This is a genomic window from Egbenema bharatensis FJBBOT/2019 (assembly GCF_048077055.1).
Classification (GTDB): Bacteria; Cyanobacteriota; Cyanobacteriia; order Elainellales; family Elainellaceae; genus Egbenema; species Egbenema bharatensis.
On record NZ_CP182236.1, the window covers coordinates 4,122,529 to 4,144,940 of the forward strand.

The 22,412-nt window shown below is 51.5% G+C and carries 23 protein-coding genes, 1 other RNA gene and 1 pseudogene; 6 read left to right on the forward strand and 19 right to left on the reverse strand.

Annotated elements, in window-relative coordinates:
- Positions 1-53: 53 nt before the first annotated feature.
- Both ACM1PF_RS19050 and ACM1PF_RS19055 read right to left on the reverse strand, forming a co-directional pair.
- Positions 54-713: an ABC transporter ATP-binding protein gene (locus ACM1PF_RS19050; protein ID WP_416676722.1), complete on the reverse strand. Its 660-nt coding sequence runs from the start codon at positions 711-713 to the stop codon at positions 54-56.
- A 215-nt stretch (positions 714-928) separates the two neighbouring features.
- Positions 929-3,001: a prolyl oligopeptidase family serine peptidase gene (locus ACM1PF_RS19055; RefSeq protein ID WP_416666240.1), complete on the reverse strand. Its 2,073-nt coding sequence runs from the start codon at positions 2,999-3,001 to the stop codon at positions 929-931.
- A 178-nt stretch (positions 3,002-3,179) separates the two neighbouring features.
- On the opposite strand from ACM1PF_RS19055, the gene ACM1PF_RS19060 reads away from it, so the two are divergent.
- Positions 3,180-3,419 carry a hypothetical protein gene (locus ACM1PF_RS19060; protein WP_416666241.1) on the forward strand — a complete coding sequence of 80 codons (240 nt, stop codon included), beginning with the start codon at positions 3,180-3,182 and terminating at the stop codon, positions 3,417-3,419.
- 5 nt (positions 3,420-3,424) lie between these two features.
- Here ACM1PF_RS19060 and ACM1PF_RS19065 read toward each other — a convergent pair whose 3' ends face one another.
- Positions 3,425-3,685, reverse strand: coding sequence for a DUF7219 family protein (locus ACM1PF_RS19065; protein ID WP_416666242.1), 261 nt, complete (start codon positions 3,683-3,685; stop codon positions 3,425-3,427).
- Positions 3,686-3,866: 181 nt separating this feature from the next.
- Entirely contained in the window at positions 3,867-4,412 is a 546-nt protein-coding gene (gene def / locus ACM1PF_RS19070) for a peptide deformylase (RefSeq protein ID WP_416666243.1), read from the reverse strand.
- Positions 4,413-4,746: 334 nt separating this feature from the next.
- Here def and ACM1PF_RS19075 point away from each other — a divergent pair, with 334 nt between their 5' ends.
- Positions 4,747-5,406 carry a molybdenum cofactor guanylyltransferase gene (locus tag ACM1PF_RS19075; RefSeq protein ID WP_416676724.1) on the forward strand — a complete coding sequence of 220 codons (660 nt, stop codon included), beginning with the start codon at positions 4,747-4,749 and terminating at the stop codon, positions 5,404-5,406.
- On the opposite strand, the gene ACM1PF_RS19080 is transcribed toward ACM1PF_RS19075, so the two are convergent.
- The 6 genes and pseudogenes from ACM1PF_RS19080 to ACM1PF_RS19105 form a co-directional block, all read right to left on the reverse strand.
- Positions 5,403-5,876, reverse strand: a complete 474-nt coding sequence (locus ACM1PF_RS19080) for a hypothetical protein (protein WP_416666244.1) — start codon at positions 5,874-5,876, stop codon at positions 5,403-5,405. The genes ACM1PF_RS19075 and ACM1PF_RS19080 overlap by 4 nt on opposite strands.
- A 30-nt stretch (positions 5,877-5,906) precedes the next feature.
- Positions 5,907-6,274: pseudogene (locus ACM1PF_RS19085) on the reverse strand (phasin family protein).
- A gap of 191 nt (positions 6,275-6,465) precedes the next feature.
- An RNA gene (gene ffs / locus ACM1PF_RS19090) (signal recognition particle sRNA small type) lies at positions 6,466-6,562 on the reverse strand.
- A 42-nt stretch (positions 6,563-6,604) separates the two neighbouring features.
- Positions 6,605-7,492, reverse strand: coding sequence for a segregation/condensation protein A (locus tag ACM1PF_RS19095; RefSeq protein ID WP_416666245.1), 888 nt, complete (start codon positions 7,490-7,492; stop codon positions 6,605-6,607).
- Between the two features lie 36 nt (positions 7,493-7,528).
- A complete protein-coding gene (locus ACM1PF_RS19100) occupies positions 7,529-7,717 on the reverse strand; it encodes a hypothetical protein (RefSeq protein ID WP_416666246.1) in 189 nt (62 codons plus the stop codon).
- 549 nt (positions 7,718-8,266) lie between these two features.
- Positions 8,267-9,145 carry a carbohydrate ABC transporter permease gene (locus ACM1PF_RS19105; RefSeq protein WP_416666247.1) on the reverse strand — a complete coding sequence of 293 codons (879 nt, stop codon included), beginning with the start codon at positions 9,143-9,145 and terminating at the stop codon, positions 8,267-8,269.
- Positions 9,146-9,567: 422 nt separating this feature from the next.
- Between ACM1PF_RS19105 and ACM1PF_RS19110 the strand changes: the two genes are divergently transcribed.
- The gene (locus tag ACM1PF_RS19110) at positions 9,568-10,260 is read left to right on the forward strand and encodes an aldehyde oxygenase (deformylating) (RefSeq protein WP_416666248.1); all 693 of its coding nucleotides are present in this window, start codon (positions 9,568-9,570) and stop codon (positions 10,258-10,260) included.
- A 110-nt stretch (positions 10,261-10,370) separates the two neighbouring features.
- Here the strand turns inward: ACM1PF_RS19110 and ACM1PF_RS19115 are convergent, their stop codons facing one another.
- Together ACM1PF_RS19115 and ACM1PF_RS19120 are read right to left on the reverse strand one after the other, a co-directional pair.
- Entirely contained in the window at positions 10,371-12,845 is a 2,475-nt protein-coding gene (locus ACM1PF_RS19115) for an alpha-mannosidase (protein WP_416666249.1), read from the reverse strand.
- Positions 12,778-13,602, reverse strand: a complete 825-nt coding sequence (locus ACM1PF_RS19120) for a hypothetical protein (protein ID WP_416666250.1) — start codon at positions 13,600-13,602, stop codon at positions 12,778-12,780. Before ACM1PF_RS19120 ends, ACM1PF_RS19115 begins: the two co-directional genes overlap by 68 nt.
- A gap of 272 nt (positions 13,603-13,874) precedes the next feature.
- Here ACM1PF_RS19120 and ACM1PF_RS19125 point away from each other — a divergent pair, with 272 nt between their 5' ends.
- Together ACM1PF_RS19125 and ACM1PF_RS19130 are read left to right on the forward strand one after the other, a co-directional pair.
- The gene (locus ACM1PF_RS19125) at positions 13,875-15,551 is read left to right on the forward strand and encodes a hypothetical protein (RefSeq protein ID WP_416666251.1); all 1,677 of its coding nucleotides are present in this window, start codon (positions 13,875-13,877) and stop codon (positions 15,549-15,551) included.
- A 186-nt stretch (positions 15,552-15,737) separates the two neighbouring features.
- Complete coding sequence (locus tag ACM1PF_RS19130; RefSeq protein WP_416666252.1) at positions 15,738-16,853, forward strand: hypothetical protein; 1,116 nt, start codon at positions 15,738-15,740, stop codon at positions 16,851-16,853.
- Positions 16,854-16,963: 110 nt separating this feature from the next.
- Here the strand turns inward: ACM1PF_RS19130 and ACM1PF_RS19135 are convergent, their stop codons facing one another.
- Positions 16,964-17,596: a GNAT family N-acetyltransferase gene (locus ACM1PF_RS19135; protein WP_416666253.1), complete on the reverse strand. Its 633-nt coding sequence runs from the start codon at positions 17,594-17,596 to the stop codon at positions 16,964-16,966.
- A gap of 127 nt (positions 17,597-17,723) precedes the next feature.
- Here ACM1PF_RS19135 and ACM1PF_RS19140 point away from each other — a divergent pair, with 127 nt between their 5' ends.
- Positions 17,724-18,530 carry a peroxiredoxin-like family protein gene (locus ACM1PF_RS19140; protein ID WP_416666254.1) on the forward strand — a complete coding sequence of 269 codons (807 nt, stop codon included), beginning with the start codon at positions 17,724-17,726 and terminating at the stop codon, positions 18,528-18,530.
- 311 nt (positions 18,531-18,841) lie between these two features.
- Here the strand turns inward: ACM1PF_RS19140 and ACM1PF_RS19145 are convergent, their stop codons facing one another.
- The 6 genes from ACM1PF_RS19145 to ACM1PF_RS19170 all read right to left on the reverse strand — a co-directional run bounded on the left by ACM1PF_RS19145 (position 18,842) and on the right by ACM1PF_RS19170 (position 22,407).
- Positions 18,842-19,171 carry a type II toxin-antitoxin system PemK/MazF family toxin gene (locus tag ACM1PF_RS19145; RefSeq protein WP_416666255.1) on the reverse strand — a complete coding sequence of 110 codons (330 nt, stop codon included), beginning with the start codon at positions 19,169-19,171 and terminating at the stop codon, positions 18,842-18,844.
- Complete coding sequence (locus ACM1PF_RS19150; protein WP_416666256.1) at positions 19,159-19,419, reverse strand: AbrB/MazE/SpoVT family DNA-binding domain-containing protein; 261 nt, start codon at positions 19,417-19,419, stop codon at positions 19,159-19,161. Before ACM1PF_RS19150 ends, ACM1PF_RS19145 begins: the two co-directional genes overlap by 13 nt.
- A gap of 192 nt (positions 19,420-19,611) precedes the next feature.
- Complete coding sequence (locus ACM1PF_RS19155) at positions 19,612-19,974, reverse strand: hypothetical protein (protein ID WP_416666257.1); 363 nt, start codon at positions 19,972-19,974, stop codon at positions 19,612-19,614.
- A gap of 312 nt (positions 19,975-20,286) precedes the next feature.
- Complete coding sequence (locus ACM1PF_RS19160) at positions 20,287-20,682, reverse strand: ACP S-malonyltransferase (RefSeq protein WP_416666258.1); 396 nt, start codon at positions 20,680-20,682, stop codon at positions 20,287-20,289.
- Complete coding sequence (locus ACM1PF_RS19165) at positions 20,679-21,053, reverse strand: DUF433 domain-containing protein (protein ID WP_416676725.1); 375 nt, start codon at positions 21,051-21,053, stop codon at positions 20,679-20,681. The genes ACM1PF_RS19160 and ACM1PF_RS19165 overlap by 4 nt, the downstream gene beginning before the upstream one ends.
- A 373-nt stretch (positions 21,054-21,426) precedes the next feature.
- The gene (locus ACM1PF_RS19170) at positions 21,427-22,407 is read right to left on the reverse strand and encodes an NAD(P)-dependent alcohol dehydrogenase (protein ID WP_416666259.1); all 981 of its coding nucleotides are present in this window, start codon (positions 22,405-22,407) and stop codon (positions 21,427-21,429) included.
- Between the last annotated feature and the right edge of the window lie 5 nt (positions 22,408-22,412).

A 22,412-nucleotide genomic window follows, 5' to 3' on the forward strand; every position in this document is an offset into this window, starting at 1 on the left:
GGGGTTGTGCGACTGCTGGTTTATTCAAGCGGGCCAGGTTTCAAGTGAACGATTTACCACTCCAACTCCGAAGGCGATACTTTCGTTTCGTTGCGATCGATGTGGGTCACTTCCCCACTCCGCATCGTCACGACGCGATCGGCCATGGCGGCAATTCCGGCATTGTGGGTAATGACTGCGGTGGTAGAACCCAGTTCACGGTTCACATTGGCCAGAGCATCCAAAACCAGTTTTCCGGTGCTGTAATCTAATGCCCCCGTCGGTTCATCGCAGAGTAAGACCTCTGGCCGTTTGGCAATGGCTCTGGCAATGGCCACCCGCTGCTGCTCCCCACCGGATAGTTGGGCGGGAAAGTGATCGAGCCGATCGCTGAGATGCACCAGTTCTAACGCTGCCTCTGGACGCATGGGGGCACGGGCAATTTCCGTCACCAGGGCTACATTTTCCCGCGCCGTTAAGCTGGGAATCAGGTTATAGAACTGGAAAATAAAACCCACACAATCTCGCCGAAAGCGCGTCAGTTGGGCATCGTTGGCGTGGGTTAAATCGTGGTGGTGAAAGAAGATCTGCCCGTGGGTTGGCACATCTAATCCACCCAGAATATTCAGCAGAGTAGACTTACCGCTCCCCGATGGGCCCAGAATCACGACAAATTCACCATCGTATAGATCCAGATCCACCGATCGCAGGGCATGAACTTCCACTTCCCCCATGCGGTAAACCTTGGAGAGATCTTGCACATGAAAGCTGACTCCGGGTGGGGCCAGGTTGGAGGAGGATATTGATTCCTGCCGATTCCGCACCATAAAGTCTGGTCTGGCAGCCAAAGCTGCAAGCTGTGAAACCTGATGCTACCAGCTTAAATAAGAAATCTGGGGTTTCTGTGAAGTGATCACATTCCTTAAGATCGCAAAGATCGCAGCTGCATTCACCCATCCTGGGCAGCGGCATCCAATCCTAAGACCTGCACCAAAAACGCCCAACGATCGCTAATTTCCTCAATAATTTTGGCCGTCGGTTTTCCAGCACCATGACCCGCTTTGGTTTCAATCCGAATCAGAACTGGGGCATCTCCAGCATGGGCTGCTTGCAGGGCAGCGGCAAACTTAAAGCTGTGGGCGGGAACCACGCGATCGTCGTGATCGGCGGTTGTAATCAGCGTTGCGGGGTAAGCCGTGCCAGGTTTGAGGTTGTGGAGGGGAGAGTAGGAATAGAGAACCTTGAATTCCTCTGGCTGATCGGGGGAACCGTATTCCGGACACCAGGCCCAGCCGATCGTAAACTTGTGAAACCGCAGCATATCCATCACTCCCACGGCGGGTAACGCTGCGCCAAATAGCTCTGGACGCTGGGTCATACAGGCTCCCACTAACAGACCACCATTACTGCCTCCGGCGATCGCCAGGTGTTTTGGAGCGGTGTATTGATTGGCAATCAGCCATTCCGCTGCCGCAATGAAATCATCAAACACATTCTGCTTCTTCAGCTTCATGCCCGCCTGATGCCACTCTTCGCCGTACTCACCGCCGCCCCGCAGGTTTGCCACTGCGTATACGCCACCCAATTCCATCCATACCAGATTGCTGGGCGAGAAGGAGGGAGTCAGGGACACATTGAAGCCGCCGTAACCATAGAGATAGGTGGGATTAGTACCGTTCAAGGTCAAGCCCTTTTTGTGGGTAATGAACATGGGCACCTGAGTCCCATCCTTGCTGGCGTAAAACACCTGCCGCGTTTCGTAATCCTCCGGGTTAAAGTCCACGTTCGGCTGACGAAAGATCGTACTTTCATCGGTCGCCAGGTTATAGCGGTAGATGGTGGTGGGGGTAGTGAATCCGGTGAAGCTATAGAAGGTTTCTGTGTCGTATCGCTTGCCGCCGAATCCGCCTGCGGAACCCAGTCCAGGCAGCGTCACATTCCGAACGAACGAGCCATCCAGGTTAAAAATTTTCACCTGAGTATGGGCATCCTTCAGGTAAGAGGCGATGAACTGATTGTTGAGCAGCCCTACGCCCTCCAGGGTTTCGTCTGATTGGGGAATCAATTCTTGCCAGTTAGCGGGATCAGGATTGGTCAGATCGATCGCCAGCACCCGACCGCGCGGAGCCTCTCGATCGGTTTGAATCCAGAACGTAGAGCCATCGTTGTCCACAAAGCTGTAGCTGGCTTCAAAGGTGTTGATCAATTCCACCATCGGACTTTTGGGATCGCTCAGATCTTTGTAGAACAGAAGGTTTTTGGAATCCGTGCCTTTCCAGATCGTCACGATTAAATACCGCCCATCTTCCGTCACTGATCCACTAAAGCCCCACTCCTTCTCATCAGGGCGTTCGTAGACCAGGACATCATCCAGTTGGGACGTACCCAAACGGTGGTAGTAAAGCTTCTGAAAATAATTGACCTGCTCTAATTTGCTGGACTCATCTGGCTCATCGTAGCGGGAATAGAAAAATCCTGCGTGGTCATCCGTCCAACTGGCTCCAGAGAACTTGATCCACTTCAGGTGATCCTCCAGGTCTTCCCCCGTTTCCACATCCCGAACTTTCCATTCCTGCCAATCGGAACCCGCCGTGGATAATCCGTAGGCTAAATATCGGGCATTTTCGCTAATCGCTAATCCTGATAAGGCGATCGTCCCATCCTCCGAGAGGGTATTGGGATTCAGTAATTCCCTGGGTTCTGCCTCCAGGCTGGGCAGGGTGTACAGCACACTCTGGTTTTGCAGCCCATCGTTTTTGAAGTAGAAGTAGCTGCTTTCTTTTTTGAAGGGCGTACCGTACTTCTCGTAATTCCAGAGGGTGGTAATCCGCTGCCGGATCGCTTCTCGCACCGGAATGGTGTTCAGGTAGGCAAAGGTCACCTGATTTTGCGCCTCAATCCACTCCCTGGTTTCAGGAGAATTGGGATCTTCCAGCCAGCGGTAGGGGTCAGCCACTGAAATGCCGTGATATTGATCGACTTGTTCTGCCTGATGGGTAGCGGGGTAGGAATGAAGAGGCATAATTGACAATTTTGCGCAACAGTTTTTATCTTATCGATCGAACCAGTTCCCTGGGGCAAACGGATCTGCCGGATGCAGGAGATCTCCCTTTAGACAAATTGTGTTTTTAATCTCTGCCGGAAATTATAGATAGAAACACCATGAGCAGCAGTATGATGATTTAGGTTAAGAAAAGGTTATGATCCGTTCTTATCTCAGTCCGTTTTATTTCAAAATTAGTGTGAATGATCCAGACCGTATTCAAATAGGGGCAAGAGTCAGGGTTCTCCAGCCCGATTATGCTGCCGGAGAAATTGGGATTGTGATTAGTCAGGAAGAACTCCTGGACGGGCAACCGACCGGGAGATGGATTATTCAAATTGAACCGGGTGACGTGCTGCTATCTCTGCCACCCCAAGATTTTGAATTGCTAGATTAGGCTCCTCACTTCTCTTCCGGAGGCGGTTGACCAATGCCGAGTTCTTTCTTGCTGTTCTTGAGATCCTTATATATCTTCTTGATTTCCTCGTAAGCATCGTGGGGAGAGAGTTTACCGTTGGTTTCCAGCCCACAAATAATCGAAACGCGCTGGGCAAATTCCTGCAAGTTGGAATCAAACACCAGGTTCTCCGGCGTAAATTCCCCGCGAAATTTACTGCGAGGATATAAGAAACTATCCTTGTCGGGGTTGTTGGAATCACTCATGGTTGGTGTGGGAATGCTCTTATTAAGAAATTTTGCAGTTAATCCTACATTACCTTAACAGCCCTTGAGTGAAAAACCCTAATGGAAGGAATTTAGGGGCTTTGACTGCCATTTTTTGACCAATAGCCGCCGCTTTTTAACCCTCGATCGCCCCTGATGCTTCCACCTTTTATTCCGTCCTTTATGGCTGTTCGCTGGTGGTTGGAACGACCCGCTTCATGTATTCCTGTTCAGTGATTACATCCTGAATACTTTCCAGGCGATCGAGGAACACCAGACCATTCAAGTGATCCAGTTCGTGTTGAAAAATCCGGGCAACAAAATCGGTCAGGTACTGTCGTTTGTGTTTCCCCTTCGCTGTCGTATACTCAATCTCAATCTCGGTGTAGCGGGGCACCAGTCCCCGAATGCCTGGAATACTGAGACAGCCTTCCCAATCCTTCACGGTTTCGTCCGAGTGGGCCAGGATTTGGGGATCTATCATCACCGTTGGCTTCATCTCAGGCGCGTTAGGATAGCGAAGATTAGGACGAGAAGCTACGATCAGCAAGCGGTGAAGCTGTCCCACCTGGGGGGCTGCAATGCCCACACCATTGGACTGCCTCAGCGTTGTGAGCAGATGATTGCTCAGGGTTTGGATTGAGTCATCCCCTGGAGAGGCAACGGGCTGGGAAATCTGTCGTAGGATAGGATCTCCCAGTTGCAAAATCGGTAGCTGCTTTGCCATAATTCACAGTTCCTGCAAGTCTTTCAGAAATCTCGTTCGGCTCGGTTCCCCTTTTTTAAGGGCTACGGTGTACACAGATCTTGGCTGAGAGGCTCAAACCCTGATAGATCCCCCTAAATCCCCCTTAAAAAGGGGGACTTCTAATCCGGTTCCCTCCTTTTTAAGGAGGGTTAGGGAGGATCAAACCCAGTCGTGGCTAGAGCCGATAACTTGTGTGTACACCGTAGCTTTTTTAAAGGAGGCTAAGGGGGATCTAAACAGGTTTTGCGATCTAGTGAATCTAGCTTATCGAAATTCAGGCATGATTTCAGGTATGGAAACTTTCCCATCGGCAATGCGATCGAACGACTCTTCCCCCGAAGCCACCCGAACCTGGCTCAGTGCCCTGATTTTAGCGGGAGGGCAAAGTTCGCGGATGGGGCAGGATAAAGCATTACTTCAGGTGGGGCAGGTGCCGATGTTGCAGCACGTCTGTCAGGTGGCGCAACAATGCACTGATGCGGTGTACGTCATCACTCCCTGGGTCGATCGCTATCGGGCGATCGTTGGAGATGGTATTGAGTTAATCGAAGAACAAACCTCCTCCGATCCGCTGTTCGCCCAGCATGGCCCCCTGGTGGGATTTGCCCAGGGACTCACCCATTTGCAAACAGTCCAGCCGCGATCGGAGTGGGTCTTACTGTTAGCCTGCGATCTACCCTATCTCCAGCCTGAGATTTTGCAGGATTGGATCGCCCAACTGCCCCTGGCAAACGCGGACACAATCGCCCTCCTGCCTCGACATCCTAACGGGTGGTGGGAAGCTCTCTGTGGCTTTTACCGCTGTCGGTGTTTAGAGTCGCTAGAAGCCTTCATTCCAGAAGGAGGGCGATCGTTTCAACGCTGGCTCTCCCACCAGTCCGTGCAGGAGCTTTCCCTACCTGAGCCGCAAATGCTGTTTAACTGCAACACGCCGGAGGATGTCAAAAAGGCTGAAGCGCAGAGAATGAACTAATTGAAATCATCTGGATGATCAAAAAAGTCCCTGGAGGGCAGTGACCAGACGATCGGCTCTTTATCGGGGCAGGTTTCCGACTCATCGACAATCCCGTAGGGATGCATCGCACAAACCAGCATGACCCCGTTGTAGGACTGGCCGTGGTAGTGGCGACAGCCCACGCAGACCGGATGCTGATTCAACATCGGTTCAACGGTATGGGTAACGGGTTCTATGGCGTGATCGATCGAACTGCCTAATCCCGCCAGTGCATACAAAATTGGATCGATCCATTCATCCATGTGGCGATCGATCCGCTCAAACCCCGGCGACACAGCCCGCTCCATCTCCTCAGCCATCTCATCTGTTAACTCAATCAGGGCATCTACCGTTTCCCCTACACCCTGACCAATGTCCTGAAAAAATTGCCCGACATCATTGGCAACGGTTTCCAGGGTCTTCATCCATTCGTCTTGCCAGTCATCCATGATTCAAGTTCTTCTTCAAAGTTTGCTTCATCATTCCCGCTTCAGCCGCCGCAATTCTTCCTGCAACTGCGAAATTTGTTCCCGCATGTTTTCCACTGCCTGGGCTTCCGGGTCGGAAATGGGTTCATCCTCTTCCAGGATTTCAATCCGGCGAGGTTGGGTCGGCTGTTGGGGACTGGTGGGAGCGTTGGTTGGTTCCTGGCCCGGGCGACCATCTCATCGACCATGCGACGGGCATCCTCAGCGGTCATCTCCCCCCGCGCCACCATTTCATCAGCTAGTTTTTGCGCCTGTCCCCGTAGGTCAGCCAGGGTTGTACCCGCCCGCTCTGCTGCGTAGGACGCGACTCCAACCCCTAAATAAAATGCTTTTTGCACTAAATCGTTAAAACCAGCCATTCTTTCTATAACTCCTTATGCTCCAACACCGGAACCGTCTTTCATCCCTGAGGAAAAGACCATTGCTTTTAGCATAGGAGCAAATTCATCAAACTGCCTATGGCAGATTTACATCTATTTAAGTGGGGAAAACTGAACCCGCAGCAACGGCAACATCAGGCGCATCCAGAGAGATTCTAGAGACCAAAAAAAGCGACCCGGAGTTCACGCCTATTACAAGCATCCCGTATTGCTGCTACCTTCCGGTCCTGACAAGATTTGGGCGTTGTAATCGCATGAATCCGAGTCTGCCTCAGCATAACACAATTGGGAGTTAATTGGGGCTGGGAGTTAATCGGGGAGAACATAGCTGGGAGCGTCGATCGGCTTTACCACCTCTTCAGGGTGAAGTTGGCGGACTTTCAGGTCTTGATAGAAAGTTTCCTGGTTCAGCTCAACTTTGGATTGGGCAGAAAGGAAAAGCAGCGCCCAAAATACGCCGACGCGATCGTGAACATCGGATGCCCCTGAAGCTTCCCCATCGGGTACAGGCTGCGCTAGTTTCTTAGATTTGGCACTCTGTTGAGATTGGGTGGAGATCCAGAGGGTGAGGAGTTCTTCAAAGTCGAGCCAGCTTTCCTCCGCTTCGGCTTGCCAATAATCGGCGAGAAACTGCTCCAGAATGGTGGCAATCTCCGACAAATTTTCATGGTGCGCCAGTTGGGCGATCGTCCGCATGGCTTGACTGCGCGTCTGGGGGCGCGGCCGACGGGCACTGAGCCGACGGGGGGTATGCTCGGCAATCGCAGCGGCCATGACGTTGAGCTGACCAATTAGCTCTTGCAGGGTGACTCTGCGGTTGGGGGTGGGCGGAGAAACGGCACGGCGACGGAGGGTACGCTCCAGGTTAGGCGGTAGGGGCGCATCGAACCCTGGCATTTCGCCAAATTCCATCTCCGCTTCTTCAGCTGGTTCCGCTTCTAACTCCTGACGCACCAAACTATCCGCCTTCAGGAGCAGCAGCATTGAGGCATACAAAAATGCCTGCCCCGATTCAGTTAAATCAGACTCGTAGGGAGAACGCCCATCACTTTCGACAGTGGCAACTTTCCCCGGTTGTAGCTTACTGAGAAAGCGATCGATCACCTCGATCACCTTCACGTTCCAGGGGTCAATCTCTCCCCGCTCTGCCAAATCGATCAGCAGGGCGATCGCATTCTGAGCCAGGGAGGTCGCCATAGGTCAAATTTCTGGTAGGTTGGGTTCGTATCCGGGCTAGGTTCGTTTCTTCACCATTGCCTGTAACCGCTCTAGCGGATATTCCGCCATAAAGCTATCCCAGGATTTCGCGTGTCCTGCTGAATTATACACATATAAGACACCGCCCACTGTGCGACTAGATGTAATCAGGTCAAGTGCCCTGGCTAAATTGAGGCATTGGGTAATCTCGTTCGGATTGATCATTGCTGCGAGTTCAGTATTAAATATCCTAAAGAGCAAAAGCGGTTTCAAAGAGAACACCAAAGAGAATAATGGGTAGACAGCACAACGACTACAAACACAAATCTCAAAACTAGTAGACCTCGGCAGCAATACGTCCACCTTTCATAGTGCAGGCTTCCAGCCTGCGCGGACAAGATGCCCGCTCTACGGTTGCTCAATTTACGCTCGCTTCTACTAGCGGTAGCGATAACTAGCTTCCCGGCTACCACAAACGCCCAAGAAATGCACTAGAAATGCACAAAATGCACAGACTACAGATGCACACTGAAACTACCGACAGCACTCACCCAACGTTACAGGACTGATGAGAGCTGCCCGATTAAACCTATTTCTAAAGTAATCTAAATTTCAGCAAGTTTCATTGATCTGAACCATTGGTCTCCCAGGCTGATACATTTCTTCACACTTAAAATACGTCACCGTTCAGATCAAGTTCTTGTGCGTTTTCGATCGCTTTGGGCAATTTTGGGTCAATTGGGTCAATTGGGTCAATTTGGGGCTAATCCCAGGTTAATTTTTAATTCCCGTAGCGGCAATCCCCCGAATAAATTGTCGTTGCGCCAGTAAAAACAGCACGATCACGGGAACCGTTGCGATTACCACTGCTGCCATGAGCAAGGCCCAGCTACTGGTAAATTGTTCCTGAAACTCAGCCAGGGCAAGCTGGACGGTTCTGAGTTCGGGGCGTGTGGTGAAGATGAGGGGCTTAAACAGATCGTTCCACTCGCCAATAAAGGCAAAGAGAGCTAGAGTGACGATCGCCGGACGGGCCAGGGGCAGGATAATCTGCCAGAGAATTTGCAGCCGGGTGGCTCCATCCAGGGCTGCGGCTTCCTCCAGTTCCACCGGAATGGTTTGAAAGTATTGCCGCATTAGAAAAATTCCAAAGCCGCTGGCCGCCGTGGGCAGAATCAATGCCCAGTAAGTGTTGATTAAATGTCCCCACTTCAACACCAAAAAGATCGGAATCACCAGAATTTGAAATGGAATCACCAGCGTGGCCAGGATAATCAGCAAAATTGTCTGTCTTCCCTGAAACCGCAGCCGAGCCAGGGCATAACCTGCCAGGGCCGAAGTCACAATTTGAAAGGCTGTCACTGCCAGGGCAACGAATGCGGTATTGGCGAAAGCTAGCAAAAACTGCCCCCTCTGCCAGGCTTCCTGATAATTCTCCAGGGTGAACCCGCCCGCAGCAGACTCAGGGTTCAGTTCCGGCGTGCTGAAGGAGGTGAGCAACACGACACCAAGCGGCAACAAAACGAAAATCGCCCCAACCAGCAGCAGCACAGGTGTCACCCACAGGGGCAGGCGATCGAGGAAACCTGTATCTTGCGATAGAGTTGGCGGATTGGGGTTGGAATTAGAATGGGCAGAACTGACAGATTCCATAAATCACGTTGCGACTAGGACGGTTGAAACAATGGGGCTGGCGATCGAATTCTAAACGGTAGATTTGAGCATTGCCATCAATGGTTTCTGAAGTTTTTGATCTATATGTAGTGGCACATCTATAAGCAAGGATGCTGGATAGGGCGTTTGTCATAGACAATATTCCTATCAGTGATTGAAACATCTTGTAAAGTGACACCCTAAGCCAGTAGGTTGGATCTTGGGTTTTTATAACCAACCCCTTCAGGGGGAAGTTTGGACTCTAACTTACACCATGCAGGTTCGCATGCAGGTGAAGATTTGCTTGCAGACTCATTCGCTTGCAGACCAGCTCGCTTGCGGGGCTGACTCTGATGGACTAAAGGAACCAACAATAGAATCAAACGGTTTGGCAGATTTTTATCTAGGAGACAACAGAGATTATGCAGCAGCTTGAAATCAACCCAGCTATTGATTTTCATAGCGATGCCTACAAGGATGCCTACAGCCGCATCAATGCGATCGTCATTGAAGGGGAGCAGGAAGCCTTTGAAAATTATCAACAGCTTGCAGAACTGCTGCCCGATGCCAAGGAGCAACTGCTGAGTCTCTCCAAGATGGAAAATCGCCACAAGAAGGGATTCCAGGCTTGCGGGAAGAACCTGCAAGTGACTCCTGATATGGACTTTGCCCGTGAGTTTTTCTCAGGTCTACACGGCAATTTTCAGAAAGCGGCGGCGGAAGGTCGAATCGTCACCTGCCTGCTGATTCAATCCCTGGTGATTGAGTGTTTCGCCATCTCGGCGTACAACATCTACATTCCGGTGGCAGATGACTTTGCGCGGAAAATCACGGAGGGTGTGGTCAAAGACGAATATATGCACCTCAACTTCGGTGAAGAGTGGCTCAAGGTAAACTTTGAGGCATCGAAGGAAGAACTGGAGGAAGCCAACCGCGAGAATTTGCCTATCGTATGGCGGATGCTGAACGAGGTCGCTGATGATGCGGCGGTTCTGGGCATGGAGAAGGAAGCCCTGGTGGAAGACTTCATGATCAGCTACGGTGAGGCTTTGAGCAATATCGGCTTCACCACCCGCGATATCATGCGGATGTCAGCGTACGGGTTGGCGGCTTAGGGAGGACTGAGGACTGAGGGCTGAGGACTGAGATACAACTCTTGTGGGGCAGGCAAGATGCCTGCCCTTTGAATGAGGTAGGGGCGGTTTGCGAACCGCCCTTACGTTTTTTATGTGCGTCGGTTGATGAGAAAAGTCACGACCTTCCAGGGTTCGATCGCATAATTACTCTGATTGGCAGCAGGCGATCGCTCCAATAAATTCACCAACTGGGTGGAGTCTGGATTCAATCGTTGCCCCACAATGCCGGAGCCAAATCCACTTCTGGCAAGTTGAGCCGATCGCCCCTGGGACTCGTAGCAGCGGATCACCCACTGGTTGGCGTTGCGCTCCGACTGTTTGAAGGCACTGAGAATCAGGTTATCGCTGGATAGATTCAGGAATTGTCCCTGGGCAGATAGATTGGTGTTGCCTGAATTGCGGCTGCCCTGGCGGATGGGATGGACGATCGCCAGCAGGGGTTGACAGAGTTCGTAGCCGCGTTGCACGGTTTGAGCCGATCGCCAATCTCGATCGTGGGGGTAGATGGCGTAGGTGAACTGATGTAAGCCGCGATCGGCGTTGGGGTTGGGCCATTCCGGGCCGCGCAGCAGAGAAAGCCGGATCTGGTTAGGATGGCAGTCGTAACCGTGTTTGGTGTCGCTGAGGACGCTGAAGCCGTAGGAGTTGTTGCTGGCGGTATCGCTGAGGTCTGCCCACCGCAGGGCAGGCACTTCCCACTGGGCTTTTTCTCGATCGGTGACGCGGCGAGTCGGACGCTGAATTGCGCCGTAGGGAATTTCGCAGGTGAGATGGCTGGAATTCATGTTGAGCGGGAAGTTGGCTTTGACTAAAGTCCGTCGTTCCTGCCAATTCACCTGGGTTTGAATTTTCAGCAGAGGCGATCGTTTCTCCAGAACATAAACCTGATTAAAAGTAGACTGGCCAATCCGGCGGATCGCCCGGATGCGGTGGGAAATGGGGCCACGGGCTTCCACCTGAATGCTGACCACCTGGGGCGCGGGTAAGGGTTGCTGGAGATAGTTGGGGGAAATGTTCCAGGCATCCCAGTATTCTCCCTGGTCGCGGAAGGCCTGAAGTTGGTTGCCCCCCTGGCTGATCAACTCTCGACGATGGACGCGATCGAACACGCTGGATAAATTCCCGGCAGCATCGATGCTGACCCTCAAAAATTCATTTTCTAGCGTCAGAGGGCTATTGTTGACCGCAGGGACACGCATTCCGGTTTCGGAGGGACAGAGCCAGAAGCTACGGTAGCCCAGGGCGGGAATGTTCTCCGCCAAAAAGGAAAGCTGCCAGTGGTAGGTGCCGTTCTGATTCTGGAAGGCTAATTGGGATTCGATCGTCCTTCCTTCCAGATCGCAGATTTTCCAGTAGCAGGCTTGTCCCGCAAATCCGGTATGCTCCACCGTCACCGTCACCACTTCCGATCGCTGCCAGTTGAGGGAATTGAAAACCGTGATGGCTCTGGCGTTGGGGTCGGGGGGTTGGGGGAGGGTGATTTGCTCCGAAAGCGATCGCAGGGCAGTATCGCGGAGGGTGCGTCCGGTACGCTCCGCCGTTTCCCATTCTTGATTTGCAGTGACAAACACTTCGGGAATTGAGGTGCCCGGCAAAATGTCGTGAAATTGGTTGAACAAAACCTGTTTCCAGGCGGTTTCCAGGGCGGCTTGGGGATAGGTTGTGCCTAATAGAAGAGTGGCGATCGAGCTAAACAGTTCCGCCTCATACAGAACCTCCTGACAGCGATTGTTCCACCATTTTTGATCGCCGTGGGTCGTGTAGCAGCCGCGATGGAATTCCAGGTAGAGATCGCTGTTCCAGGTGGGGAGGGAGGGAGCGGGGGAGGGGGCGAGGGTCGGATTCAGTTGGTTGAGGTACTCCAGAGCGGTGGTGAATTCCAGTTGCGGGAAGAAGGGGGATTGCTGCCAGCGCCGAGCAATTTCCAACATATCGCGGGTGGGCCCACCCCCATGATCGCCGACTCCGGGGAGCCAGAGGGAAACGGGAATCTGCGTTTTTTGCTCCCAGGTCACGGCATAGTTCGCTATTCTCACCGGATCAACCCCTTCCCCGATCGGCGCTGAATTGAGGCTGAGGGTACGGCTACCGTCCGGAGCTTGCCACCAGTACAGTTCGTGGGGAAATTGGGTCGTGTCATTCCAGCGCAGTTTTTGGGTGACAAAATACTCGACTTCACCCAGTTTCAACAGTTGAGGCACTTGCCAGGAAAACCCAAAGGTATCCGGCAACCAGGCAATTTTGTTGACCTGACCAAATTTTGCTTCCTCATACCGCTGACCGTAGAGAATCTGCCGGGCGATCGACTCTCCGCTGACCAGATTCAGATCCGGCTCGATCCACATGCCCGACACCACTTCCCAGCGTCCTTCCGCCATCCGCTGTTGAATTGCGGCAAATAAGTCGGGGCGATTGGCTTCAATCCAGGCATAGAGGGCAGGAGTTGAGTGGGCAAAGGTCAGTTCGGGAAAATCCTGCTTTAGGCTCAGAACCGATTCAAACGTATTTTGCGCCACTTCCCAGGTTTCCTCGACGGCCAGAGCCAGCCAGATCGAGATGGGCATGACCCACCATTTGAACTCGTCGCTGCTTCAAAATCTCCGATAGGGGAGCCAACTCCTGCCGCAGAGCCGTTAACCCTCGATCGAAACTATTGCGATCGGTCACAGTCAATACCGACCAGGGCAGCCGATCCACCGCATTTGCCACCAGTCCTAACTGATTCGGCGCAAACGCTGTCAGGAATTCCTGCAACACCGTTAGCTCATCCGCCACAAACCCCGGCTCCGGTGGATTCAAGCTCTGATCAGCCCTTTCATAAATACAAACCGATCGCACCATAGCCCCATTGGCATGATCCGGACTCACCAGCCGAATCGCCACATTAATCCCATCCTGAAACGTCACCGACGGACGGAGCAATACCCGCGCCGATGGATCAAACAAATCCCCTTCCTGCACCAATTGACCATTGACATAGACCTGCGCCAGATCTGCCCACCAGGTCAACGCCAACCGTAGGGACAGTCCCTGCAAGAAATAGCCCTGGAGATTGTGGGGAACCGTAATTCGCTGTCCCAACCACATCACCCTGCGTCCCCGTTGCCACGTCACCTGCCGTTGCGCGTTGAGGGAAACGGGTTGCCAGCTTTGCCAGGTATTGGGCTGCGTGGCCTGGGCGATCGGCACATCCGACAGGGTAAATCGCCACTGGGACTGCACATCCAGTTGAGAGAGCGATCGCAGTCTACGGGCAGCCTCGGCAATCCGGTTGATTTGGGACGGTGTTTGCGAAGCAGAAGGGGTAGCGGAGTGGGTCATACTTATAGGTAAGATCGAATCACTACATTCTCAAGGATGGGCAATAACTTCCATCCCGATCCACGAACGTTTCAGTTCTTATAGAAACGCCTTAAAAATATTCGCCTCCAGCTTTCCTGCCTGTAAGGGCGATTCGCGTTCGCGCAGCGACTCCACAGGAGTAATCGCCCCTACGCCTTCGGTGAATCCCGATTTGCCCCAACCCCATTCCCTGTACGGGCGATTCGCAAATCGCCCCTACCCCATTCCCTACTCCCTACTCCCCCTCTCTCATGGCTACATCTGGACGCTACCAAAGCAAACTCTTCAGCTTCTTCTCCGAGCAATCTCTTCGCCTGCGTGATCAGACGACCGAAACCTGGCGACGGGTGAAGATTGCTGCCACATGGAGTGCCCAGATTGTCCTTTACCCCATTTACCTTGCCTTCCAGTCCACCCGACTCGTCGGCAAACAACTCCGGCAAACTGCCCGTCAGGTCTTTCCCCAACTTCGGGCTGCCAGGCAGTCCATTCAAAACCCTGATCTATCTTTCTCATCTCCAGAAGCGATCGCCCCTGCCAGCGACACCCCGATCCAAAACGTCCTCCAGGCGGCTATCCACCTCACCCAAACCCTCCCTGCCTCAGCCCTACTTGAGCCATTGGGCGGGCAAGATGCCCACCCCACAAGAGCTTTATCTCCCGATTCCCTCCCTGAGCCACTGGGCGAGCAAGATGCCCACCCCACAAGAGCTTCATCTCCCTCCTCCCTCCCTGAGCCACTGGGCGGGCAAGATGCCCACCCCACAAGAGCTTTATCTCCCGATTCCCTCCCGACTCCCGACTCCTCCTTCCTGCCTCCTCCCTCCTCCCTCAGTCCTCAGTCCTCAGTCCTCAGTCCTATCCAAAGCATCGCCTCCCTCCTGGACACCCGATCGCTCGTCCTAGTTTCGACCGACAATCAACTGCTGGACATTCTCACTCCCGATCAGCAAACCCAACTGTATCGCCGCATGATTTGGGAACTCGCCGACTATTACCATCAGCAGAAAGCCCTGGGATTGCAGCAACCAGTCGCCCTTAAATCTCCAGTCGTTAACAACTTCCTGCCCCTTCCTGCCGATCGCCCCAATGCGCTTTTGCCGATTCGGGTGTTTCATGGACTGATGGCGTGGATGCAGACCAGCCCCGTGGCGATCGCGGCGAATTTGTTTCAGGAGTCTCAATTGGTATCCCTGCATCCGGCTGAGATTTCCGGTAGTCGATCGGTTCAAGAGCGACCTCAACTTCCCGCTGCATCAGGAAACTCATTGCGATCGGCGGAACTCCCCTGGCTCTCGTTGAAAGAGATTTTTCAGGGCTTGGGCGATCGAGTTTCATCCCAGCAGGTTTCATCCCAGCAGGCTTTGTCTCAGCAGGCTTCCCCACAAACGCCATCCCAACCATTGCTAACTCGGTTTATCAATTGGTTGAAACCAGGTGCGATCGCGCCTTCGACGGCAGGGAGTCCTTCTGGAACGATTGCTGATTCATTGGCACACACCCAGCCCGATCGCAATGCTCCTGCCCAACCATCCCCCTGGCTGACCGTAGAAGATCTGTTTGGCAAAATCCGGACGTTCCAGACTCAATCCAACCCTTCAGAAGATTGGGAGTTGCATGACACTGCTCAATCCAACCGTCTGATTAAACATCAGGCTGCCACGCTAAAAACGGCTGACCCATCCCAACCCCTTTCTGTTGCCCCTACCACCTCTGCCGCCACGCTGTCCAAAGTAGACAATACCGCTTCAGCCGAGACTGATCTCGCGCTGTCTATCACGACGATCGAAGCAGAGGTCAGTCTTGTCACCTACGTGAAACACCCCCTGGAACAGGTGCTGGAATGGCTCGATCGGGGGATGGTGTGGATTGAGGAGCGCGTTGCCAAAGTTTTAGGATGGTGGCGCGATCGATTGAAGGGGGGATAGAGGGCGATGAACTGCCAGGTGGAAACAACGGGACATCCGGTCGGTATTGAATTCACTTGAATACTGCGACAGTGTTTCCACGGTTGGAGATGGAAAAAATTGATCGTTAAGATTTGACTGCGTATTTTGGAATTTTAAAAAATGTATAGCATGTTCAAGGGTACAGCTTCGTCTCTGCCCTTCCGAATGTCCTCCTCTCTAATGCAGGGATTGCGGGTAGGAGCGATCGCTACCCTTTTCGGATTAATGGCCTGTGGACAGTCGGATGCGCCCAATGCCAGTGGCTCCAGTGCTCCAGCGGATGCAGTTCCAATGGCTACAGTTCCAACGGCTACAGCGGTGCGTAGTTCCGAGTCCTCCGCATCCACGCCTGCCCCCGTCACCCTAAGCGCAGGTCTGACAGCGGATCGCATTGACCGCGAAATAGAACGGATGCTGTCTCGAGATTGCGACTTTTCTCAGAAAGAAGAGGGTGGTGTCGAGTACACCCTTTGCAAAACCTTAGATGAGCTGGACTTCCCCTTCGTCCTTATGGCCTCTTCCATCTTGGTACCCGAAGGTTCAGGCTTCCGGTATTGGTTCCAAGATAATGGGGATCTATACATTATTGAGCGGATTGAACCCGCTGCGGCTAATGGGCGGACGGTACTAGTGGACGATCGGCAGACGGTGATTTATTTTGAGGGGCAGGGTGAGCCTGAGGTTTTTGTTGATTCAGCCCAGTGGCAACAGTTGTCGGAAGAGTCTTGGATCGCAATGTCCGCAATTCGAGAGCGGTTTGATTCGGAGTTGATGGACTTTTCCAATATCAGCATGACTGGAACGCAGTTGCCCATGGCGACTGTAACGTTGGCGCGAACGGGGGGTGATTTCAACCATCGCTGGGCAACCTTTGTGGTGCCCCAGTCCGATACCTCTGAATCGGCTTATGGCGGGGCACTGCGGTGGTACGATGCCCACATTGCCACCATGGTAGCGATGACCGCCGACCAATTCTGCGGCCGCCCTTCGGATCGGGGAGCCTACTTTAACTATGAAGCCGATGATAGTGCGGTTTTCATGGGGCAGATTTTTGTCAGCTGTGCAACGGCTCGCTCCGTAATGGAGACTTATGGCCGGGGTCGCCATACCTGGGTTGTCCTGGATGAGGGGGGCATGGAATCCGAGGTGTTCGATGTGTGGATTCCTGAGCTGCCGGATGGGGTGGTTTCTCAGTTTCAGCAAACGGTTTTGCCGGAATTCACCCCTGAATGTATTGAACCCGGAGGTACCCGAATTTGCCCTGGCGATCGCTTGCTATAGGCGATCGCTCCGCCGCAGAAATCAACCTTGATTTCCTCTCTCTCCCCAAATGCCCATTTCTCCACTACTGATTTTTCCCAAGGAACTACTGCCAGTATCTCAAAATAAAGTTAGAGAAGCATTCGTCCCATGGCATCAAAGGCTTCGATCGTTGCCTCAGCTGCTCGACTGGTTACAAAATCTTCTGCAAACAGTGTCCAGATCATCGCGTCTCGTTTTTTGCCTTCGTGACCTTCTACTCGCTTTCGCAGAGTTGCTTCGTGGATAAACCCTAATTTGCGCGGGACGGCTGCACTCCTAAAGTTATCAGGATTACAGTGAATTTCCACTCGTTCAACCTGATGCACTGCAAATGCAACGTTCGTCAGGGCCGCTGCCGCTTCTGTCGCTAAACCCTGATTGATGTGGTCAGCGTGGATCCAATAGCCAATCTCCAGCGCATCGTCACCGACTCTTGGATGCAGCCCAATTCCACCTAATACCTGAGTTTCATCAGAATTGAAGATGCCATACAAAAAACTTTGGTTAAGGTCAAACTTGCCCCGTGCTTTACGGAGCCAACCCATTCGCTGTTGTAAATCCTTGGGTTCTTCATGGTGGGCCCACGGCATCCAAACGCGCAAGTGATCCAGGCTTTCAACGATCGCATTAGACAGGAGAGTAGCGTCAGTGGGTTGCCAGCAGCGCAAAACTAACCGCTGAGTATGAATTCGGTAGGCTGGCTCTGGAAGGTTGGTTGGCATAATGTTTGGAGTTCTTATAAAGTAAGACCTATCCCTGAGCAGGTTTCTGAGTAAGGGGTTCTACATCAAACGCTGCCTCAGTTCCGGCTAAATTCGCACTTTTTTACTTCAAAGTGGATGGTATCCAATGAGCTTGTATCCGCTCCTGAGCCAAACCGATCGCCAACGGGTGAGTGATGGCATCACTGCGCCGATTTTGAGCGGTTGTGAATCTGCCCCGCTGCAACTGGTGCTGCTCCTGCCGCAATTGGGAGACTTTGACAGTCTGGAGTATGTCTGGTGGTTACAGCGATCGTCTGAACAACTTCAGGCAAAAGGTGTAGCAATCCGGGCAGTGGGAATTGGCGATCGAGGTGCGGGTCAGCAATTTTGTGCATATACCGGATTTCCGCCTGACTGGTTGTTTGTCGATCCGATCGCAGACCTGCATCAACAGCTTGATCTCTATGCTGGGTTGTCCCTTAAGTTGCCGGGTTTGTCGGTAGCGCAAAATGCCTGGCTGAATTTAATGCTGATGTGTGCTGGAATTGGTAGTCCTGGAACATTGGCGGAAGTCTTTCGAGGCTACCGAGGCGATCGTCAGGCTCCTCAGTTAATTGCCGATGAGGAAACTATTCATGCCGCACCGCTGCCTCCCCTCAAAGGCTCCTTCTTCCAGTGGGCAGGAGGGAAAGGCTTTCAGCGTCCCTTTGAGCTGGCAACCCTACGGCTGCGAAATATGGGAGAAGTGTTGAGCCACTGGAAAACCTACGTGCCTGATGCGGCTTACCTGACGCAAAGAGGTGCAACGTTTCTGTTTAACAATCAGGGAGAATTGCTTTATGAACACCGCGATCGCGCCATTCTCGGTTTCGCTGAGAAGATGAGCAATCCACTGTCGTTTCTCTCGGATCTGGCAACTGAGGAGGAAGTCGTCAAGCCGTCAAACTTTTAACCCAATTGGCTAATCAGCTTGATAATCTTGGTAAGAATACATCCTTAATCAGAGCATCGTTCGAGAACATCGCACATCATGATTTAAGTCTGTGCTGCTGCACGTATACCGGAGATGTATGGGATATCATCTGGAATAATTTCGTGAAATGTAACGAGAGCGATCGTAACAGCTTTCGGTGAATGACCTGAGAAGGTATTTTTAGTGAGACGCGATCGGCAACATAATGGCTAAAGTGAACAGCGACAGACATAACTTCAGCGAAGTGCAAAGACTTTGCCCCGTTCGGCTTAGAGGTTATGTCAGGTAGTTTATTCGGCAAACATCTCAGCTAAGGTGTCAAGAACTACTCTTTGCTCATCTTGACTGATTTGACCAAGCTTTTTGACCAATCGAGATTTATCTATTGTGCGGATTTGATCCAGAACAATTTGCCCATCTTTGCCCTGAAACTGACAAACAACGCGAGTAGGATATGCTTTTCCTTTCGTCATCATTGGAGCAATGATAACCGTAGCAATATAACGGTTCATCTCATTGGGTGAAATGACAACACAGGGTCGTGTCTTCTGAATTTCACTTCCAACCGTGGGGTCAAGATTAACTAAAAAAACATCGAAACGCTTGATTACCACTCCCATTCAACTTGATCCCAATCGGTAGTATCGCCTTCATCCAGAAGAACATCATCGTGTTGCTTCGCCATTGCAGCAAAGGCTTCATCCCATCCCGCTCGTGAGCGTGGTGCTGTGCGAATCGTGAGATGATCGCCCTGCACTTCGATTTCAACTTCTGTATGAATACCGCTTTGCTCCAGGAGTAGTTTGGGAATGCGAACACCTTGAGAATTGCCGATTTTAACGATTCTGGTTCTAATAACTGCGCCCATGTTTGGATGATTTCAAAAGCAAAGTGTAATTACATTGTAGTCACGGGTAAAGAAGCCGTCAAGATTCAGAACCTCGCCGAGAGAGTGGAACAATATGCTCCACCTCAAACGGAAAATTGAAAACAACTTCAGGCGCCTTACAGTATTCACAACGATGGTTTGCTCGTTGAGCGACCGCCGTGTAGTAAGGATTCATAAATTTCCTTGCTGCATCAAAGCTGCAGTACGGGCTGTTGCCGCTTGCAGTTCCATTTCCACTAAGCCATTCAACTCTGCTTGTTGTTCTGGTGCCAGTTCTTGTCCCTGATCCCTTGCTGATCGCCAGAGGTTCATTAACTCTGACAGCCGCTCCTGTTGTTCAGCACTAAAAAATGGGTCAGGACGAAAGCTTTGGATAACCAGCAGTGTACTCAGTTCTATCTCATCCAACTGAGCGGTTAAGGCATCCAGAGCCTGCCCTGCGGTTTTACCGACAGAACACTTGTCCCCTGCGATCGCTCGATAGGCTCTTTCGCCATTACTGTCAGAGATCGGCAAGATAGCTACTGTAGTCATGATTTCTGCCCAAATCACTTGACCCAAATTACAGCTTCATCTAATCTCCCGTGAACTGTTGCAGCAGTTGCCTCAGCAACAATACTAAGCAATTTAGCCTAACTTCTAACAGATAGCTTGGCTGTACCGTCATCACCGGAAGATCAAGCAGTACAACGGCTTAGCTGAGCGGCGGTAGATAACCTTTGCATCAACACCCAGGTCTTTCGCCCGTCCGCTCCAGTGCGTTGTTTGTGCTGCGCTGCTTACCGACAAGCTTGTGGTTCCTTCAAGATTGCGCCCTGTACTAATCGCCAAATTGATTCAACCCCGCTATGGAACAAAAAGGCGACCAACTCCCATCCAGGTTTCGATATCTAACACGATTTCGAGAATGCGGTCAACACAACGGTTTCGATAAACTCGATCAGCCAAAAATCGATCCGCGTCTCCAATTGTCATGACAGGAAAGGAATCTACTTTATTTTCTTCTCGAAGAACTTGTTCCAGTGAGTCTTCACCCTTCATACTTCGGTTAGCAGTCAGCAAAATCATCTGATTTGCCTGAGCAATTTGCCAAACAATTCGATCGCTACTGTCGATCGATAGATTCATCTCCTTGAAGGTGACAAAACGAATTGAGAGAAGCTCCAACCAACCTTGACTCGCAATATTGCCTAACAAAATCTCTGCATGTCCTCCCAAGTTGTGATCAATCAAGAAGTTCATGCTTCTAGCTCATGCCTAGCTTTCTGCTCTTGGAGTTTTGCCCACAGAACCTCTCGACCTGGTTTGGGTGACATTGCTGCAACACGAGCAAAATGCTCACGATTACGTTCCTCCCAATACTGCCGATTTTCCTCAGATTGCTTTAGAACAAGCTGATATTCTTCTTCAACTTCAGAACGATTTGCTTCAATGTAGGATAAAGCAGCCTTAATCTGTTCCTCTGTTAGGTCAAACAAGGAGCGGATGAATTTTGGGGGGTACTGAGCCGTCACATAGTCCATCACGTCGTAGAGAGTGATACGTGTACCAGAAATTGTCAGCCCTCGTTCTGTACGGATGATAGCTGGTTGGTTGTGGAATACGGAAGTCATATTCATAGCCTCCGAAGCCGCGTAGGAAATAGTACTATCGTAACTCACAAATCTGCATGGGTTGGACTTGATAACCATCAGCGGATCTCATCTACTCCACTACGTTCCTCTTCGAGGGCGCGTTTGAAACGCTCTAAGTAGTCTCGAACTGCGACAGGTCGGACAATCATGTCAGCTGTTCCTCATTATTACCCAGCGCCTCATCAATGTACCTCCACCGATCGCTTCTGGTACTTCCCGTTTCCAGTTGATCGCCCTCATCTACAAGTGCAAGCGCTTTGTGCGGAGCCAGCTAACGGTGCCCATCACGCGCCGCAGATCACCTTTGCATCATAACCGATCAACTTTCGGCGGTCGGTATGTATGGGCGTTGTTAGGTTTTGTTGCTTTGCTCCACAGTAATGACTACATTTCCTTTCTTGTGTCCTTGTTCGACGTACCTGTGAGCCTCGGCAGTCTGTTCTAGTGGATAACGCCTGTCTATGACCGACTTCATTCTCCCCAATTCAATCAACTCTTTGAGGAAAATCAGATCTTCTTTACGCTCGATCGCAGTCACACTAATTACTTTTTTGCTGCTTGTGATTGAAGTCCATAACCCTCGGAGAATGGGGGATAAATTAATGTGAACCGCCCTGAGATAAACTCCATTGTGCTTCAGTGAGCTTAGACAACCAGAAAACGGACTTTTGCCACTTGTGTCAAAAATAATATCGTAAGTCTTACTGCTTTGAGTAAAGTCCTCTTTGGTGTAGTCAATAACGTTGTCAGCTCCCAGAGACTTCACTAATTCCAACTTCGCTGTGCTACATACCCCAGTCACTTGTGCTCCAAAGAACTTGGCAAGCTGCACGGCAGCCATACCTAACGCTCCAGAAGCCCCATAGATCAAAACTTCCTGTCCGCGCTGAATCTTTCCCTTATCTCTCAGGAAAATCAATGAGGTTGTTGCCCCAAAAGGAATGGTAGCAGCTTCCTCATAGGTCATATTAGTAGGCTTGATCGCAACCGCTCCTTCTTCAGGCAGACAGATATACTCGGCATTGGCACCAAGACTTATTCCTGCACCAGCAAATACTGTGTCACCTGCTTTGAATTGTTTTACATTTTTACCAACTGCTTCAATTTCTCCGGCTAGCTCCGACCCTAGTATCGTGTGGTTTTTAGGTTTTGTGAAACCGTAGAAAAATCTTATCGGGAATGGGTCAGCCTTTCGGATACGTATATCTGCTGACGTTACTGTTGTCGCATATATTTTAATCAGCACTTCGTTTTCTTTGGGAGTAGGTTTCTCTACCTCCTTAAGCTGCATGACATCAGGAGATCCATACTCTGTACATACGACTGCTTTCATAAATT